Origin of the sequence: Polynucleobacter sp. AP-Elch-400A-B2 (assembly GCF_018688355.1) — a bacterium.
In the GTDB taxonomy this organism is placed as follows: Bacteria; Pseudomonadota; Gammaproteobacteria; order Burkholderiales; family Burkholderiaceae; genus Polynucleobacter.
Map to the genome: position 1 here is coordinate 1113857 of NZ_CP061317.1, position 15568 is coordinate 1129424.

Annotated in this window: 17 protein-coding genes; all 17 read right to left on the reverse strand. The window is 45.8% G+C overall.

The features are described from left to right. Entirely contained in the window at positions 1-567 is a 567-nt protein-coding gene (locus FD977_RS05780; RefSeq protein ID WP_215304160.1) for a CvpA family protein, read from the reverse strand. Beyond that, positions 567-1331 carry an SPOR domain-containing protein gene (locus FD977_RS05785; RefSeq protein WP_215304161.1) on the reverse strand — a complete coding sequence of 255 codons (765 nt, stop codon included), beginning with the start codon at positions 1329-1331 and terminating at the stop codon, positions 567-569. Before FD977_RS05785 ends, FD977_RS05780 begins: the two co-directional genes overlap by 1 nt. A gap of 3 nt (positions 1332-1334) precedes the next feature. Beyond that, complete coding sequence (folC, locus tag FD977_RS05790) at positions 1335-2660, reverse strand: bifunctional tetrahydrofolate synthase/dihydrofolate synthase (RefSeq protein WP_215304162.1); 1326 nt, start codon at positions 2658-2660, stop codon at positions 1335-1337. A gap of 5 nt (positions 2661-2665) precedes the next feature. After that, positions 2666-3553 carry an acetyl-CoA carboxylase, carboxyltransferase subunit beta gene (gene accD, locus FD977_RS05795; protein WP_215304163.1) on the reverse strand — a complete coding sequence of 296 codons (888 nt, stop codon included), beginning with the start codon at positions 3551-3553 and terminating at the stop codon, positions 2666-2668. 22 nt (positions 3554-3575) lie between these two features. Continuing rightward, positions 3576-4373 (reverse strand): tryptophan synthase subunit alpha, encoded by a 798-nt coding sequence (gene trpA, locus FD977_RS05800; protein WP_215304164.1) that lies wholly within the window; start codon positions 4371-4373, stop codon positions 3576-3578. A gap of 47 nt (positions 4374-4420) precedes the next feature. Beyond that, positions 4421-5614, reverse strand: a complete 1194-nt coding sequence (trpB, locus tag FD977_RS05805; protein ID WP_215304165.1) for a tryptophan synthase subunit beta — start codon at positions 5612-5614, stop codon at positions 4421-4423. Positions 5615-5645: 31 nt separating this feature from the next. After that, positions 5646-6320 (reverse strand): phosphoribosylanthranilate isomerase, encoded by a 675-nt coding sequence (locus FD977_RS05810; protein WP_215304166.1) that lies wholly within the window; start codon positions 6318-6320, stop codon positions 5646-5648. Between the two features lie 40 nt (positions 6321-6360). Continuing rightward, entirely contained in the window at positions 6361-7188 is an 828-nt protein-coding gene (truA, locus tag FD977_RS05815) for a tRNA pseudouridine(38-40) synthase TruA (RefSeq protein WP_215304167.1), read from the reverse strand. A 6-nt stretch (positions 7189-7194) separates the two neighbouring features. Next, on the reverse strand, positions 7195-8568 hold the full coding sequence (locus tag FD977_RS05820; RefSeq protein WP_215304168.1) for a FimV/HubP family polar landmark protein: 1374 nt from the start codon (positions 8566-8568) through the stop codon (positions 7195-7197). Further along, positions 8561-9724, reverse strand: a complete 1164-nt coding sequence (asd, locus tag FD977_RS05825) for an aspartate-semialdehyde dehydrogenase (protein WP_215304169.1) — start codon at positions 9722-9724, stop codon at positions 8561-8563. Before asd ends, FD977_RS05820 begins: the two co-directional genes overlap by 8 nt. Before the next feature lie 53 nt (positions 9725-9777). Next, positions 9778-10851, reverse strand: a complete 1074-nt coding sequence (gene leuB / locus FD977_RS05830; protein WP_215304170.1) for a 3-isopropylmalate dehydrogenase — start codon at positions 10849-10851, stop codon at positions 9778-9780. Positions 10852-10875: 24 nt separating this feature from the next. Further along, positions 10876-11523, reverse strand: a complete 648-nt coding sequence (gene leuD / locus FD977_RS05835) for a 3-isopropylmalate dehydratase small subunit (RefSeq protein ID WP_215304171.1) — start codon at positions 11521-11523, stop codon at positions 10876-10878. Between the two features lie 32 nt (positions 11524-11555). Further along, on the reverse strand, positions 11556-11741 hold the full coding sequence (locus FD977_RS05840; protein ID WP_215304172.1) for a hypothetical protein: 186 nt from the start codon (positions 11739-11741) through the stop codon (positions 11556-11558). 33 nt (positions 11742-11774) lie between these two features. After that, positions 11775-13184, reverse strand: coding sequence for a 3-isopropylmalate dehydratase large subunit (gene leuC / locus FD977_RS05845; protein WP_215304173.1), 1410 nt, complete (start codon positions 13182-13184; stop codon positions 11775-11777). 18 nt (positions 13185-13202) lie between these two features. Next, positions 13203-14516, reverse strand: a complete 1314-nt coding sequence (gene gltA / locus FD977_RS05850; RefSeq protein WP_215304174.1) for a citrate synthase — start codon at positions 14514-14516, stop codon at positions 13203-13205. A gap of 75 nt (positions 14517-14591) precedes the next feature. Further along, positions 14592-14861: a succinate dehydrogenase assembly factor 2 gene (locus FD977_RS05855; protein WP_215304175.1), complete on the reverse strand. Its 270-nt coding sequence runs from the start codon at positions 14859-14861 to the stop codon at positions 14592-14594. Then, on the reverse strand, positions 14858-15562 hold the full coding sequence (locus FD977_RS05860) for a succinate dehydrogenase iron-sulfur subunit (RefSeq protein ID WP_215304176.1): 705 nt from the start codon (positions 15560-15562) through the stop codon (positions 14858-14860). The genes FD977_RS05855 and FD977_RS05860 overlap by 4 nt, the downstream gene beginning before the upstream one ends. Positions 15563-15568 lie beyond the last annotated feature (6 nt).

The following is a 15568-nucleotide window of genomic DNA, read 5'->3' on the forward strand; positions in this document are numbered from 1 at the left end:
CTAGATCCCTATTTTTAATGAAGGTGCAATGGTGGGTGTAATTTTAGGCATTGCATCACCTAATTGCTTTGCCCAATCAGCCGGCAACCACCCTTTAATTAAACTAGTCGCCATATCGATGGCTGGTCGTGTAATAGCCTTCTGCCAGGCAACGCTTTGGGGGATAGGAGTCAAAGCTGCTAATGTGGCCATCACAACTACAACTACACCGCCACGCGCTAAGCCAAAAACAAGACCGAGAAATCGATCTGTCATGCTCAATCCAGCAGACAAAATGATTTTCTGAATCACATTACCGATCAAGCCGCAAACAATCAAGGTAAGAATAAATAGAATGAGGAAACTCACACCCAAACTCAGCAACTCATCCATGTGAAAAGTAGATAGCCATTCAACAGAAAGGTAGTTGGTGTAGTGATAAGCAACCCAAGCAGCAACAAACCAAGAGGCTAGCGCTAATACCTCCTTAAAAAGACCCCGAGAAATTCCCACCAATCCAGAAACCAATAGCACTACGAGGGTGAAATAATCCACCGTGGTTAATTTCAGGGTGGATAAATATTCCATTAAGGGGCCTCTAACTCAACTAGCCTTGGAGACAAACCCATAGCTTTGACTTTTTTCTCGGCAGTTTCAGCTGCGTCTTTGTCGGCAAAAGGTCCGGCTCTTAATACATAAAGCTTTACGCCGTCAGCGCCGGTTTTATTTAAAACATAGTTGGGAATCTTTTGATCCTTCATCTTAGCTATCCAGCCCTTAGCCCGCTCTTCAGATGCAAAAGCCCCAATCTGAATGACATATTTACCAGGCCCCACTTTTTTAGGAAGCTCTTCAGTTTTTGATTTGGTGATTGCCTCTGGTGCAGCAATCACTTCTTCGCCAGCAGCCAAACCATTAATAGAATTTATCTTTCCTGCAGGAGGTGGTGTCTTTACAGCTTCTTTGGGTGGAGTAGATGCTTTTTCTTTCGCTGCTAGCTCAACGGCAGCAGCCGAACTTGCTCTCTCATTATTTGCGGGCATTACAGCATTAGGACTAGGCAAGCTAGTCACAATATTGACAGCAATATCGTTATTCACAGACTTAGGCTTGTTATCCAAAATACGAGGAAGGCCGACTACCGCAATTAACACTAGGACGGCCGCACCAATCAGACGATGACGGGCACGTTGCTGATCTGGATCTTCTGTAAGCGCTAGCTCTTCATTTTCTTGAGCACGCTGAAAACTACGGGGGGCTAATTTATTGACTGTACGATGACCCCTCACCGAAGCCCGATCAAGGGCTTCAGTCTCAGGGTTTCGCTTAAAAAGCTTCGGTAAACGAATCATGGATCAATGGGCCTGGTTATTTCGATATGCCATTACGCCGGCAACGGTATAGAAGGATCCGAAGATGACAATTCTATCACCCTCACCAGCCATAGAAAGCGCTTTTTGATACGCTGCAGCAGGATCTGGGAAGCACTCAATACCGCCATCTTCACCATTTTTGACGGCTACACCCAGATCTACCAGCTTCTCAGATAGTGCTGTGGCACTAGCGGCGCGTGGGGTTGGTAAATTAGTACAAAACCAGAAGTCCACGTTATTTAACAGGGGCTTAATAACCCCAGCAATATCCTTATCCGCCATTGCGCCAAAAATGGCATACGTATATGGGTGGTATCCCATCTTGTCCAAGCCTTGCCCTAAGGTAGCTGCTGCATGCGGATTGTGGGCGACATCTAAAACAATGGTTGGCTGACCTGGTAGAACCTGAAAACGACCAGGCAGCTCCACCATAGCAAAGCCATTACGAATATCCTGTGCGCTAACTGGCAGTCGCTGATGTAAAGCCATCAAAGCGGCAATCACAGCGGATGCATTCAGAATCTGATTGGCACCCCGTAATGCGGGATAGCTCAAACCACTGAAACGCTTTTGACGACCTGCCCAAGCCCACTGCTGCTTATCACCTTGAAAGTTATAGTCACGGCCCTGTAACCACAAATCACATCCGAGTTTTTCTGCGTGATCAATCAAAGATTGTGGAGGCACAGGGTCACCACAGACCGCGATACTGCCGGCCCTGAAAATGCCAGCCTTTTCAAAACCGATTGCCTCGCGTGTGCCGCCCAAAAAATCAGCATGATCAATATCAATGCTCGTAACAATCGCGCAATCTGTATCAACAATATTGACAGCATCCAAGCGACCGCCCATACCTACTTCAAGGACTACTGCATCTAAGTTTGCCTTGGAAAACAAATGCATAATGGCCAAGGTGGTGAATTCAAAATACGTTAAGGTTGGTGCATCCGCTAAGCTGGCGCGCGCTTTTTCAACGACTGCAAAATGCTCTAGCAAAAGATCATCTTTTACCTCTTCGCCGTTAACGCGTGCACGCTCATTAAAGACGAGTAAATGGGGAGACATATGGCAACCAACCTTATAGCCAGACGCCAGCAAAATACTTTCAAGATAAGCACAGGTTGAACCTTTGCCATTGGTGCCAGCCACGGTAATAACGGGGCAATCAAATTGAAGGCCTAGCGCATCTTTTACACGACTAATACGATCAAGGCCCATGTCGATACCAACAGGGTGAGCCGTTTCGAGGTGACTAAGCCAAGCTGTTAAGCTAGAAAAAAGGGTGGGGGTTTGGAGGGCGGGGTTCAAGCGCTTTATACAGCTGCGCTACCCGCAATCGCAGGCTCAGGGAGTTGCTGGAGCAAAGCCAACAAACGGGCAATCTCACCACGCATCTGTCGACGATCAACAATCATGTCGATGCCGCCCTTTTGCAACAAAAACTCAGAGCGCTGAAAACCTTCTGGTAATTTTTCACGGACAGTTTGCTCGATCACGCGCGGCCCCGCAAAACCAATTAAGGCCTTGGGTTCAGCCATGACAACATCACCCATAAACGCGAAGCTAGCAGAAATTCCGCCCATCGTTGGGTCTGTTAAGACGCTGATGTAAGGCAAACCTTTTTTAGATAGCAAAGTCAGCATCGAGTTTGTTTTAGCCATCTGAAATAGAGACAGCAAACTTTCTTGCATACGTGCACCGCCGGTTGCGGTGACGCAAATAAAAGCACACTTCTTAGCAATGGCCTCTTGTACGCCACGGGCAAAACGCTCACCTACAACCGAACCCATTGAACCACCCATGTATTGGAATTCAAAACAGGCAGCTACTACTGGAATGCTTTCAATCTTTCCACCAAGAACAATTAAGGCCTCGGATTCACCAGAGGCATCGCTAGCTTCTTTAAGACGATCGGGATACTTTTTGGAATCTTTAAATTTGAGTGGGTCGATTGGAAAGATATCGGCGCCAATCTCATAGCGGCCTTTCGGGTCCAAAAGACTATCTAGGCGCTGACGTGCACCAATGCGCATGTGGTGACTGCATTTTGGGCAAACCGATAAATTTGCTTCGATATCAGTGCTATAAAGTACGGTTTCACAGCTGGGGCACTTAATCCAAAGTCCCTCAGGGACAGATTTGCGATTAGCAGGATCCGTATGTTGGATTTGTGGGGGTAGTAATTTATCGATCCAGCTCATCAGTCTTTAACTATCCAGTACATTAACTATCTAAAGCAACGCGAATCTCACGTATAAAGGTTTCGAGTGATTGTACCGCCTGGCCAGGAGCAGAATCCTCCAAAAGACGAATAATTCGACTGCCAATCACCACCGCATCCGCTGTTTTTGATACTGCCCGGGCACTTTCAGCATCATTAATACCAAAACCCACCGCGATCGGAATTGACGTAACTTCACGAATCGTGGGAATAATGCTGGCCACATCCTGAGTATTCAGATGAGATGCACCTGTTACCCCCCGCATGGAAACGTAATAGATATAACCAGAAGCTATTTTGGCCGCGTCTTTTATACGCTCTGGTGATGAAGTGGGTGCCAATAGAAAAATAGGGTCAACTCCAGCAGCCTTCATTTGGGTAGCAAAATCGACACACTCTTCTGGAGGGTAGTCCACGATCAGAACACCATCAACCCCGGCAGCTTTAGCTTCCGTCGCAAAGCGCTCTGCTCCCATCTGCTCGACTGGATTGGCATAGCCCATTAAAACGACTGGTGTATCTACATCGGTTTTACGAAACTCTTTCACCATCTGTAAGCAGCCATGCAAGGTAACACCTTGAGTGAGCGCTCTTTCAGACGAGCGTTGAATCACTGGTCCATCAGCCATTGGATCGGAAAATGGCACCCCAAGCTCAATAACGTTAGAGCCACCGCGGACTAATGCGTGCATTAATTCAACAGTAAGTTTTGGATCGGGGTCACCAGCAGTAATAAAGGGGATCAGACCTTTTTTTCCGCTAGCTTTTAGCTCAGTGAAGAGTGCAGTAATTTTTGACATGGCAATTCGTAATTATTCTTGTATGTAGGCAAATGATTAGCTATGGATTAACCCTCTGAACCAGTGGCTTGCGCAACGGTATGCATATCCTTGTCACCTCGACCAGATAAGTTCACCAAAATAGTTTTATCTTTAGAAAGCGTAGGTGCCAATTTGCATGCATATGCAATTGCATGGGCAGATTCTAGGGCAGGAATAATGCCCTCAATACGACAGCAGTCATGAAAAGCTTTCAATGCCTCATGGTCAGTTATCGCCACATAGTCAGCGCGACCTGAGTCTTTTAACCATGCATGCTCGGGACCAACTCCGGGGTAATCCATACCAGCAGAAACAGAATGTGTTTCAGATATTTGCCCATTTTCATCTTGCAAAAGATAGGTACGATTGCCGTGCAATACGCCTGGCTTTCCAACGCAAAGGGCTGCAGAATGAAGGCCACTATTGAGACCGTGGCCTGCAGCCTCGACACCAATCAATTTCACTTCTGGGAAATCAATGTAGGGATAGAAAATGCCCATGGCGTTAGAACCACCGCCAACACAGGCCATGACATAGTCTGGCTGACGCCCAGTCATGACAGGCATTTGTATTTTGCATTCCTCACCGATCACGCTTTGAAAGTCTCGGACCATCATTGGGTAAGGATGGGGTCCAGCGACGGTGCCGATAATGTAGAAGGTATCTTCCACATTAGTAACCCAGTCACGCATTGCTTCATTTAATGCATCTTTCAGCGTCTTCGTTCCAGATTCAACAGGCACCACTTTTGCGCCAAGCAATTTCATACGGAACACATTTTGGGCTTGACGTGCTACATCAACAGAACCCTGATAAACAGTGCAATCTAAACCAAAGCGAGCGCAAATAGTTGCAGTAGCAACACCATGCTGCCCTGCTCCAGTCTCAGCGATGATGCGTGGCTTACCCATACGTTTAGCCAACATCGCTTGACCAATCACGTTATTGATTTTATGTGCGCCAGTGTGATTTAAATCTTCTCGCTTAAGATAAATTTGTGCGCCACCCAATATCTCACTCCAACGCTTGGCGTGATAAACCGGCGACGGACGACCAACAAAATGTTTGAGTTCGTAATGAAATTCTTCTAAAAATTCTGGATCATATTGGTATTTTGCATAAGCTGCTTTCAACTCATCCAAAGCAAACATCAGCGTTTCTGAAACAAATACGCCACCATAAGGACCGAAGTGTCCTCGTGCATCTGGCTTATCGTACATAAATACCTCTTTTAATAGTTACAGCAAATGATTAGGTTAGCGTGCTTGCATCTGCCGCACGCACTGCCTCGATAAACTCTTTCATCAAGGCGTGGTCTTTTACACCTTTGCTGATTTCTACGCCACTAGAGACGTCAACCGCGCAAGGATGTAGACGAGCAATAGCTTCGCCCACGTTGTGAACGTTCAATCCACCACTCAAAACGACCCGAGGCGCGTTTGCGCTTATCCATGCTTGTGGAATTCCTGACCAATCAAAAGGAATGCCCCCTCCTCCATAGCCCACAACGAGCGCATCGAGCAAAAGAGCATTTGCTTGCCTATATTGTAGGGAAAAATCATCAAACGCGAAGCCTGCTCCAATACGTGCAGCCTTCATCCAAGGCTGACCTGCAGCTAGGCGGTGGCATTCCTCTGGTGACTCATCCCCATGAAACTGCCACAAAGTAATCGGGGCAGTGGCTCTGATAGCCTCGAATTCAGCATCGGTCGCATTGACGACTAATCCGACTGCATCAACCCCTGCAGGAAGCCTAGAAATCAATGTCGCGGCTATATTTGGCGTAACGGCTCTAGGGCTAGGGGGATAAAAGACGAAGCCGAGTGCATCAACACCAGAGGCAATAGCAGCGTCGACATCACCCGGTGTCTTGAGACCGCAGATTTTGACCCTAGTTCGGCCTGGGGAGTTTGTTATTAAGCCCATATGGGGAAATGATAAGGGTCTTGAGCTATTAAAGGCATATTTAAACGAAAATCGCCTTAGGCAACCAAGAATTCGAAAGCCATGGTTTTGGGATGTTAAATTCTTCTGGGTAGGCAATTTGAGCTAAATAGAGGCCTGCAGGTGAAAACGTAGGGGCTGCAACACTACGATCTTTTGCGGCCAAAACCTCGGCCATCCAATTAGCTGATTGTTTACCTACGCCAATTTGGATGAAGCTCCCTACTAAATTGCGAACCATGTGATGCAAGAAGGCATTCCCTTTGATCCTGAAATACAGCCATGGCTCACTGGAGAAAATTTCGATGGAATACATGGTCTTCACTGGAGTCTTACTTTGACATTCTGAGGAGCGGAAAGAGGTGAAATCATGCTCACCAATCAGACATTCGGAAGCCAATCTTATCGCATCAATATCAAACCAGCGATCTGCTGGAAGCATTACATAACCAGCACGGTCGGCAGTCATAGGGGATCGACAAGGACCTGCATGCAAGGCATAAATATAAGTACGCTCATGAGCAGAATAGCGAGCGCTAAACTCATCCGAAACTGGCTGAGCCCAATTGATCACAATAGATTCTGGGAGGAATGCATTAACCCCCCTTACCCAAGACCAGTTTTCACGCTCAACTTCGACATCAAAGTGAACAACTTGACCCAATGCATGCACACCAGTATCTGTTCGGCCGGCAGTAGTTACGCGAATAGGATCAGAGTACTGGGCCTCATTACCGACAAACGAGGTAATGGCCTTCTCCAACTCAGCTTGAATAGTAGGCTGATTTACCTGTGTCTGCCATCCAGAAAAAGCACTGCCGTCATACTGAAGTCCAAGGGCAATGCGCATTAAGATTTAACTATTGTTATTTGAAAGCTCGGCCAAAACACCTTGCGCTTCAACCACAATCTCAGGGTCAATTGATGCGCCAATACGGACAATCTCTTCAAGCGATTTCTTGGCAGCGGAAAAATCTTCAATAGTGATATAGGCTCGGGCTAGATTTAATCTAACTCTCAGTTCGTCAGGTGTCAGATCTGACGTGGCAGGCTTTGCAACAGGCAAATCCAGATTAATGCTTCCGAATAATGTCTTGGCTTTATCGGACATTCCCTCATGATGAGCATGATCTCTAGCATGGTGATCGGACGATGGAGATTGCACTTGTACTTGCTCGGCCGAGTAGTCACGAGCGTGGATGTGAGGCAATGGAGTTTTACGTGAATGACTGATAAAGAACCAAATCAAAAGACCGGCAATTAAAACAAGGGCAAGCAAGCCAAGAAAGAGTATCTTTGCGTTAAACCCAATCTTTCCAGAATCAGACACCTCTGAGGCACCTTGAGGTTCAGCTAATAATTTTTTTAAGTCTGCAATATTCTTCTCTAGCTCTTGTGCTCTAGCATTAGTTTGTTCGAGAATTTTTTCTTGCGCCACTATTTCTTCTGTAATGCGCTTAGTATCTGCATCACTGTCACCACTAGAACCGATTTTTAAGCGATTTGCAGAGTTAACAACATCATCTACACTAACCTCTACACTAGACTGGTCACTCTTTTTCCCAGTCAATTGTTGCGCCGCCGAGTCTACAAAATCTTTAGCAAGCTTAGAATCAATCGCCTGTACTGAGGCGGAATCAGGAATCAAGAGCTCGGAACCAGCCCGCAAACGATTAATATTGCCACCCGCGAAAGCATCTGGGTTGGCTTGATATAAAGCCATCATTTTCTGGTCCATCGAAAACTCTGGTGAACCTGGATCCATCTGTGAAGCTATCGAAGATAGCGTTTGTCCAGGCTCAACAATGAACTTCGGAATAGTCCCGTTTAAAAATGTATATATTCTGGTTATTGAACCTGTTGACCAATTTAAGGTGAGTAATAAATCTACGAAGATATCCTCAGAGATCGGCACGGCTTTCACCGTTTCTACCAAAACCATCAAACGCTCATCCTTTGATCGATACACCATTACTTGGGTATTAAAGTCCAAAATTTTAGGTGAAATACCGAGGCGCTCATAAGCGCTTGCAGTTGGTATTGATGCCGATAAAGTTGTTAAAAGAGCTTGCTCATCTGGAGCTAATTCAATGGGCACCTCAATTCGAAGACTTTCGCCAGGGTTAGATACCAGATTCGCCTTGCCTAAGCTAACGGCAAGGGCACTGGTTGATAGCGCAAGACCGATAAAACTAGCAAAGATAAATTTCAGCATTTGAGTATTACGCATTGCTATCCAATAGAATTTTTAACATTCGACGTAAGGGCTCAGCAGCACCCCACAATAGTTGATCGCCTACAGTAAAAGCTCCAAGATATTCAGGGCCCATCGCCATTTTATGCAATCGTCCGATGGGTACCGTCAATGTGCCGCTAACAGCTGCTGGAGATAGTTCACGCTCAGTAGTCTCGCGATCATTTGGAATCACCTTGACCCATTGATTGTCATTGGCCAATATTGACTCAATCTCTTTGAGCGGAATATCTTTTTTAAGTTTGATGGTGAGACCTTGTGAGTGGCAGCGCATCGCTCCAACACGAACACATAAACCATCTATTGGAATGCTCCCTGGGGTTCTAAACGCAGGGCGGCCTAAGATCTTATTAAATTCAGCTCCGCCTTTCCACTCTTCTTTGGTTTGACCATTCTCCACAGGAACATCAATCCAAGGAATCAAACTACCCGCTAAAGGAGTATTGCGAAAGTTTTTCTTTGGAAAATCAGGTGAACGTAATGTTTCAGTGATTTTGCGATCAATATCCAGAATCCAAGAAGAAGGATCAGCCAACTCGGTTGCTACGCTATCGCGCAAAGCACCCATCTGCAACAGTAGCTCGCGCATATTTTGCGCACCAGCACCAGAAGCAGCCTGATAAGTCATAGCGCTGATCCACTCAACCATATCGGCTTTCACTAGCCCGCCCATAGCCATCATCATGAGGCTGACTGTACAGTTACTACCAATCCAGTTTTTTCCACCGGCTGCTAATGCTTTATCAATCACTGGACGATTTACTGGATCAAGGACTAGGACTGCATCATCCTTCATGCGCAACGCACTTGCCGCATCAATCCAATGACCTTGCCAACCAGCAGCACGTAGCTTAGGGAAAATCTCATTGGTGTAATCACCGCCCTGACAAGTCAAAATGATGTCACAACGCGCAAGTGCCTTGATGTCATTCGCATCTAGCAAGATATTTTCACTCTTGGTCACTTTTTGACCGTTTAGGAGTGGAACTGCACCACCAGCCTGACTAGTGCTGAAAAAAACAGGCTCAATTAAATCAAAATCCTTTTCAGCCAGCATTCTCTCCATGAGAACGCTACCAACCATACCGCGCCAGCCGACTAAGCCTACTAAAGGATTTTTTGTATTTAACATGATGATCAACTATCTATTCAGGATGTTGCAATATTTTCGAGTGTGAGTAATTCTCATTTGGAAAGAGCGGCAACAACGGCATCGCCCATTTCAACGGTAGAAACTTTTTTAGTACCTTCAGTGTAGATATCAGTGGTACGTAAACCTTGAGATAACACCTTTTGGACTGCCGCCTCAATCCGATCCGCTTCCGCAGGTAAACCCAATGAGTAACGCAGCATCATGGCAGCAGAAAGAATCGTTGCCAATGGATTGGCGATACCTTTACCAGCAATATCTGGCGCAGAGCCATGGCTCGGCTCATACAAGCCTTTATTGTTTTTATCCAATGAAGCGGATGGCAACATACCAATTGAGCCAGTTAACATAGCCGCCTCGTCAGACAAAATGTCACCAAACAGGTTGCCAGTCACTACAACATCAAATGCTTTAGGCGCTTTAACTAGTTGCATAGCTGCGTTATCTACATACATATGAGATAACTCGATATCGGGATAATCTTTGCTCACGCGAATCATGACTTCGCGCCACAACTGCGAAGTCTCTAATACATTAGCCTTATCTACGCTGCACACCTTCTTGCCACGTTTGCGGGCTGCTTCAAAAGCTACGCGGCCGATACGCTCGACTTCAGGCTCGCTGTAATGCATCATGTCAAAGCCTTCGCGCGCACCCTTGAATAAAGGCAATTCAGAAGTACGAATACCCCGTGGCTGACCAAAGTAGATATCGCCGTTCAGTTCGCGAATAATCAAGATATCGAGGCCGCTAACAATTTCAGGTTTCAAGCTTGATGCTGAGGTAAGCTCGTCATAACAAATAGCAGGTCTGAAATTAGCAAATAGTTCAAGATGCTTACGCAAGCCTAAGATGGCTTGCTCTGGGCGGAGTTCGCGAGCCAAGGCGTCATATTTCCAGTCGCCCACCGCACCAAACAAAATAGCATCTGCTTTTTTAGCAAGCTCTAGAGTCACAGGTGGCAATGGATGGCCGGACACATCATAAGCAGCGCCACCAACTGGGGCTGACTCAAGGTCAAATTTAGGGCCGAGCGCGTTTAACACCTTAACTGCTTCAGCGACGATTTCCGGGCCGATACCATCGCCCGGTAGGACTGCAATTTTCATGAAAAGGCCTTTAACTCTATAAAACTACGGCAGTTGTGTCGCAAGCCAAGGCATCTTGAGAATGCGCTCAGCTTCGTAAGCCTTGATTTTATCTGCATGTTGCAGGGTTAAGCCAATATCGTCTAAGCCGTTCAGCAGGCAATGCTTTCTGAATGGCGCCACATCAAAGCTATAAGTGGTTCCATCAGGCAAGATGACTTGCTGAGCCTCTAGATCAATTGTGAGCTGATAGCCGCTAAAAGCAAGGGTTTCATTAAATAAATGATCTACCTGCAACTCAGAGAGGGCAATCGGTAAAAGGCCATTCTTAAAGCAATTATTGTTAAAGATGTCTGCAAAACTAGGGGCAATGACCGCTCTAAAGCCATATTGATCCAAAGCCCAAGGTGCGTGCTCGCGGGAGCTGCCACAGCCAAAGTTCTTGCGGGCAAGCAATATTCCGGCATCTTTATAGCGCGGTTGGTTTAAAACAAAGTCTGGATTAATTGGGCGCGTACTACAGTCTTGACCAGGCTCACCATGATCCAGATAACGCCATTCATCAAACAAATTATGGCCAAAACCTGTTTTCTTAATTGATTTTAAGAATTGCTTGGGGATGATGGCATCGGTATCTACATTTTCGCGATTAAGCGGAACTACCAAGCCTTTGTATACCGTAAATTTTTCCATGGTGATCTTTACTAAATATTGACTGTGTGTGCTTATTTGACTGGAGTCACAACAACATCTTTCCCTTGAGTTTGGGACTGATTGGATGTGTTGGTATTTTTACTTCCGCCCATAGAATTGCCCATGGTTTGAAGATCTTTACCCATGCCTTCCATTGTGTTTGCACAAGCAGATAGGATGATGCCGATGGCAGCAACTATCGTCAATTTTTTAATCATTGTGAATGAGGACCATTTAAACACTATATCTCCTTAAGAAATCTTACGAACATCAACAAAATGACCTTCAATCGCAGCAGCGGCAGCCATCGCTGGGCTCACTAAGTGCGTTCTGCCACCATTACCTTGGCGACCCTCAAAGTTACGATTAGATGTAGATGCACAACGCTCACCAGGCTCAAGTCGATCGGCATTCATTGCCAAACACATAGAGCAACCAGGCTCACGCCACTCAAAGCCAGCAGCTTTAAATACACGATCTAAACCTTCACGTTCAGCTTGGGCTTTAACCAATCCAGAGCCAGGAACTACTAATGCCAACTTCACATTAGAAGCCAACTTCTTACCTAGACGATCAACCACTTTGGCAGCAGCGCGAATATCTTCGATACGACTATTGGTGCAAGACCCGATAAATACTTTATCAATAGAGATGTTGCTTAATGGAGTGTTGGGCACAAGACCCATGTATTCAAGTGCACGCTCCATTGCAGAACGCTTGTTTGCATCGCGTTCTTTTTCAGGATCGGGAACACGCTCACTAATGGCTAATACCATTTCAGGAGAAGTCCCCCAAGTCACTTGGGGAGCAATTTCTTCCGCACGTAACTCAACTACAGCATCAAACTGCGCATCTGAATCTGAATGTAGGGTGCGCCAATATTGCAAAGCATGACGTAAAGCCTCACCTTTGGGAGCATAAGGTCTGCCTTGGATATATTCGATCGTGCTTTCATCCACTGCCACAATTCCAGCACGAGCGCCCGCCTCAATTGCCATATTGCAGACAGTCATGCGACCCTCCATGGAGAGGTTACGAATAGCTTCCCCAGCAAACTCGATGGTGTAACCAGTTCCGCCTGCAGTGCCGATCTTACCAATGACGGCAAGTACGATATCTTTTGCTGTAGAGCCAGGTTGAAGGCGTCCATCTACCTTCACCAACATGTTCTTGCTTTTTTTCATCAGCAAAGTTTGGGTAGCTAATACGTGCTCCACTTCAGATGTCCCAATACCAAAAGCCAGCGCACCAAAGGCGCCATGAGTGCTAGTATGTGAATCACCGCAGACTACAGTCATGCCAGGCAAGGTAGCGCCCTGCTCTGGTCCAATGACGTGAACAATTCCTTGGCGGGTATCGTTCATTTTGTATTGCGTAATACCAAAGGCGTCGCAGTTTTGATCTAAGGTGTCTACTTGTAACTTCGATATCGGATCAGCAATCCCTTCGGAGCGATCCGTTGTTGGAACATTGTGATCTGAAACAGCCAGATTGGCAGAGATCCGCCACACTGGACGACCAGCTAAATTGAGCCCCTCAAAAGCCTGAGGGCTTGTTACTTCATGCAATAACTGACGATCGATATAAATCGTGGCCGTGCCATCATCTTCGGAATAGACGACATGGTCATCCCACAATTTGTCATAGAGCGTGCGTGACATAAATACCCTCGAAAACTTTTATTTACGAACAGAGATGTTAGGAACTTTACGCGAAGTCTCTCCAACATATAACTGACGTGGACGGCCAATCTTGTACTCAGAATCAGTAATCATTTCTTCCCACTGAGCAATCCAACCTACCGTTCTCGCTAAGGCAAATACACAAGTAAACATTTCAGTTGGGATGCCTAAAGCGCGCTGAACGATTCCGGAGTAGAAGTCCACGTTTGGATAGAGCTTGCGGCTGACAAAATATTCATCTTCCAAAGCAATCTTCTCAAGAGTCATGGCCAGCTTGAACAATGGATCATTCTCCAGACCCAGTTCTTTCAATACTTCATGACAAGTTTCACGCATCAACTTTGCACGTGGATCGAAGTTTTTGTAAACGCGATGACCAAAGCCCATCAAGCGAACGCTAGAGTTCTTATCTTTAACTTGGGCAATAAACTCATGAATATTATCTACACCACCGCTAGCCTGTATGTCATTAAGCATCTCTAAGCAAGCTTCGTTTGCACCGCCGTGGGCTGGGCCCCAGAGACAAGCAATACCAGCAGAGATTGCAGCAAATGGATTGGTACCAGAGGATCCGCACAAACGCACTGTTGAAGTCGAGGCATTTTGCTCATGGTCAGCATGCAAAATAAAGATGCGATCCAAAGCGCGAACCAACACTGGATTGGTCTTGTACTCTTCACAAGGTGTCGCAAACATCATGCGCATAAAGTTAGCTGTGTAAGACAAAGAGTTATCTGGGTAGATAAATGGCTGTCCCACAGAATACTTATAAGACATTGCAACCAAGGTTGGCATCTTAGCAATCAGACGAATCTGTGCAATTTCACGCGCCTTAGGTTGGCTGTAATCAATGGCGTCATGGTAAAAGGCTGCCATCGCACCAACCAAACCAGTTAATACAGACATTGGATGTGCATCACGTCGGAAACCGCGCAAAAAGAATTGCATTTGCTCATGAACCATCGTGTGATGGGTCACCAAATTCTCGAAATCTTTTTTCACGGTGGCATTTGGAAGCTCACCATTGATTAGAAGATAGCAAACTTCCAAGAAATCGCAGTTATGCGCAAGGTCTTCAATTGGGTAACCACGATAGAGCAACTCCCCTTTATCGCCATCGATATAAGTGATTTTGCTATTACAGGAAGCGGTAGACAAAAAACCTGAATCGTAAGTAAACTTACCGGTTTGACCGTAAAGCTTACGAATATCAATTACATCAGGACCAACGGTGCCTTTGTATATTGGCAAGTCGATATCTGGTGTGCCGTCCGAAAACGATAGTTTTGCCTTGATGTCCGATTCAATCATTTCTAATCCTTAGTCATTCAAATTGATAATTACCACAACATGCGATCAAGCATCCAACTGCAACACGGTGCTGAATCACTTCTGTCTCAGCTTTTGTAAAACCGCCTTAAAAGAGGCCTCTTGAGATTCTTTTTCCAATCCAGCCACAGAATCCCTGCGACTAATTAAAAGGTCCATCAAGTCATTGTCTTCTAAAGCAAATAATAGGCTCAATACTTTTCCATCTTCTACGCTTAATTGAGAGCCATAGCGCTCAAAAAAACGCTGCAGAATAAGGTCGTTTTCAAGCAAACCCCTACGGGCATCACTCTTTAAGCGATATAACTCTGCATTACTGAGGGTCATACCGCCCTACGTACCATCAATTCCTTGATCTTTCCAATTGCCTTGGTTGGATTGAGATGCTTAGGGCAAACATCCACGCAATTCATGATGGTATGGCAACGGAATAAACGGTATGGGTCTTCTAAGTTATCTAAACGCTGCGCTGTATCTTCATCACGGCTGTCTGCAATAAAGCGATACGCCTGAAGCAAGCCAGCCGGTCCAACAAACTTATCTGGATTCCACCAGAAAGATGGACATGAAGTTGAGCAAGAGGCGCACAAGATGCACTCATACAAACCATTCAACTCTTCACGCTCTTCAGGGCTCTGGAGACGCTCTTTCTCTGGGAATGGATTGTCATTCACCAAGTAAGGCTTGATAGAGAGATATTGTTTAAAGAACAAAGTCATATCCACGATCAAATCACGCACCACTGGTAAACCAGGCAATGGGCGCAATGTAATGACTTTAGGCAAGGTCAACATATTAGTTAAGCAGGCCAATCCGTTCTTACCGTTAATGTTCATAGCATCTGAACCACAAACACCTTCACGACATGAACGACGATAGGTAATACTTTCATCTTGTTTCTTTAAAGAAATCAAGGCGTCCAGCAACATACGCTCACCAGTTAATTCAAGCTCATAGCGCTCCATACGTGGGGCAGTATCGACATCTGGGTCGTAGCGGTAAATTTCAAATACACGAATATCACTCATTTTAAT

Excerpts from the sequence above, each read along its gene's own strand:
- FD977_RS05780 (WP_215304160.1), bottom strand. The coding sequence starts at position 567 with ATGGAATATTTATCCACCCTGAAATTAACCACGGTGGATTATTTCACC.
- FD977_RS05785 (WP_215304161.1), bottom strand. The coding sequence starts at position 1,331 with ATGATTCGTTTACCGAAGCTTTTTAAGCGAAACCCTGAGACTGAAGCC.
- accD (WP_215304163.1), bottom strand. The coding sequence starts at position 3,553 with ATGAGCTGGATCGATAAATTACTACCCCCACAAATCCAACATACGGAT.
- trpA (WP_215304164.1), bottom strand. The coding sequence starts at position 4,373 with ATGTCAAAAATTACTGCACTCTTCACTGAGCTAAAAGCTAGCGGAAAA.
- trpB (WP_215304165.1), bottom strand. The coding sequence starts at position 5,614 with ATGTACGATAAGCCAGATGCACGAGGACACTTCGGTCCTTATGGTGGC.
- FD977_RS05810 (WP_215304166.1), bottom strand. The coding sequence starts at position 6,320 with ATGGGCTTAATAACAAACTCCCCAGGCCGAACTAGGGTCAAAATCTGC.
- truA (WP_215304167.1), bottom strand. The coding sequence starts at position 7,188 with ATGCGCATTGCCCTTGGACTTCAGTATGACGGCAGTGCTTTTTCTGGA.
- FD977_RS05820 (WP_215304168.1), bottom strand. The coding sequence starts at position 8,568 with ATGCGTAATACTCAAATGCTGAAATTTATCTTTGCTAGTTTTATCGGT.
- asd (WP_215304169.1), bottom strand. The coding sequence starts at position 9,724 with ATGTTAAATACAAAAAATCCTTTAGTAGGCTTAGTCGGCTGGCGCGGT.
- leuB (WP_215304170.1), bottom strand. The coding sequence starts at position 10,851 with ATGAAAATTGCAGTCCTACCGGGCGATGGTATCGGCCCGGAAATCGTC.
- leuD (WP_215304171.1), bottom strand. The coding sequence starts at position 11,523 with ATGGAAAAATTTACGGTATACAAAGGCTTGGTAGTTCCGCTTAATCGC.
- FD977_RS05840 (WP_215304172.1), bottom strand. The coding sequence starts at position 11,741 with ATGATTAAAAAATTGACGATAGTTGCTGCCATCGGCATCATCCTATCT.
- leuC (WP_215304173.1), bottom strand. The coding sequence starts at position 13,184 with ATGTCACGCACGCTCTATGACAAATTGTGGGATGACCATGTCGTCTAT.
- gltA (WP_215304174.1), bottom strand. The coding sequence starts at position 14,516 with ATGATTGAATCGGACATCAAGGCAAAACTATCGTTTTCGGACGGCACA.
- FD977_RS05855 (WP_215304175.1), bottom strand. The coding sequence starts at position 14,861 with ATGACCCTCAGTAATGCAGAGTTATATCGCTTAAAGAGTGATGCCCGT.
- FD977_RS05860 (WP_215304176.1), bottom strand. The coding sequence starts at position 15,562 with ATGAGTGATATTCGTGTATTTGAAATTTACCGCTACGACCCAGATGTC.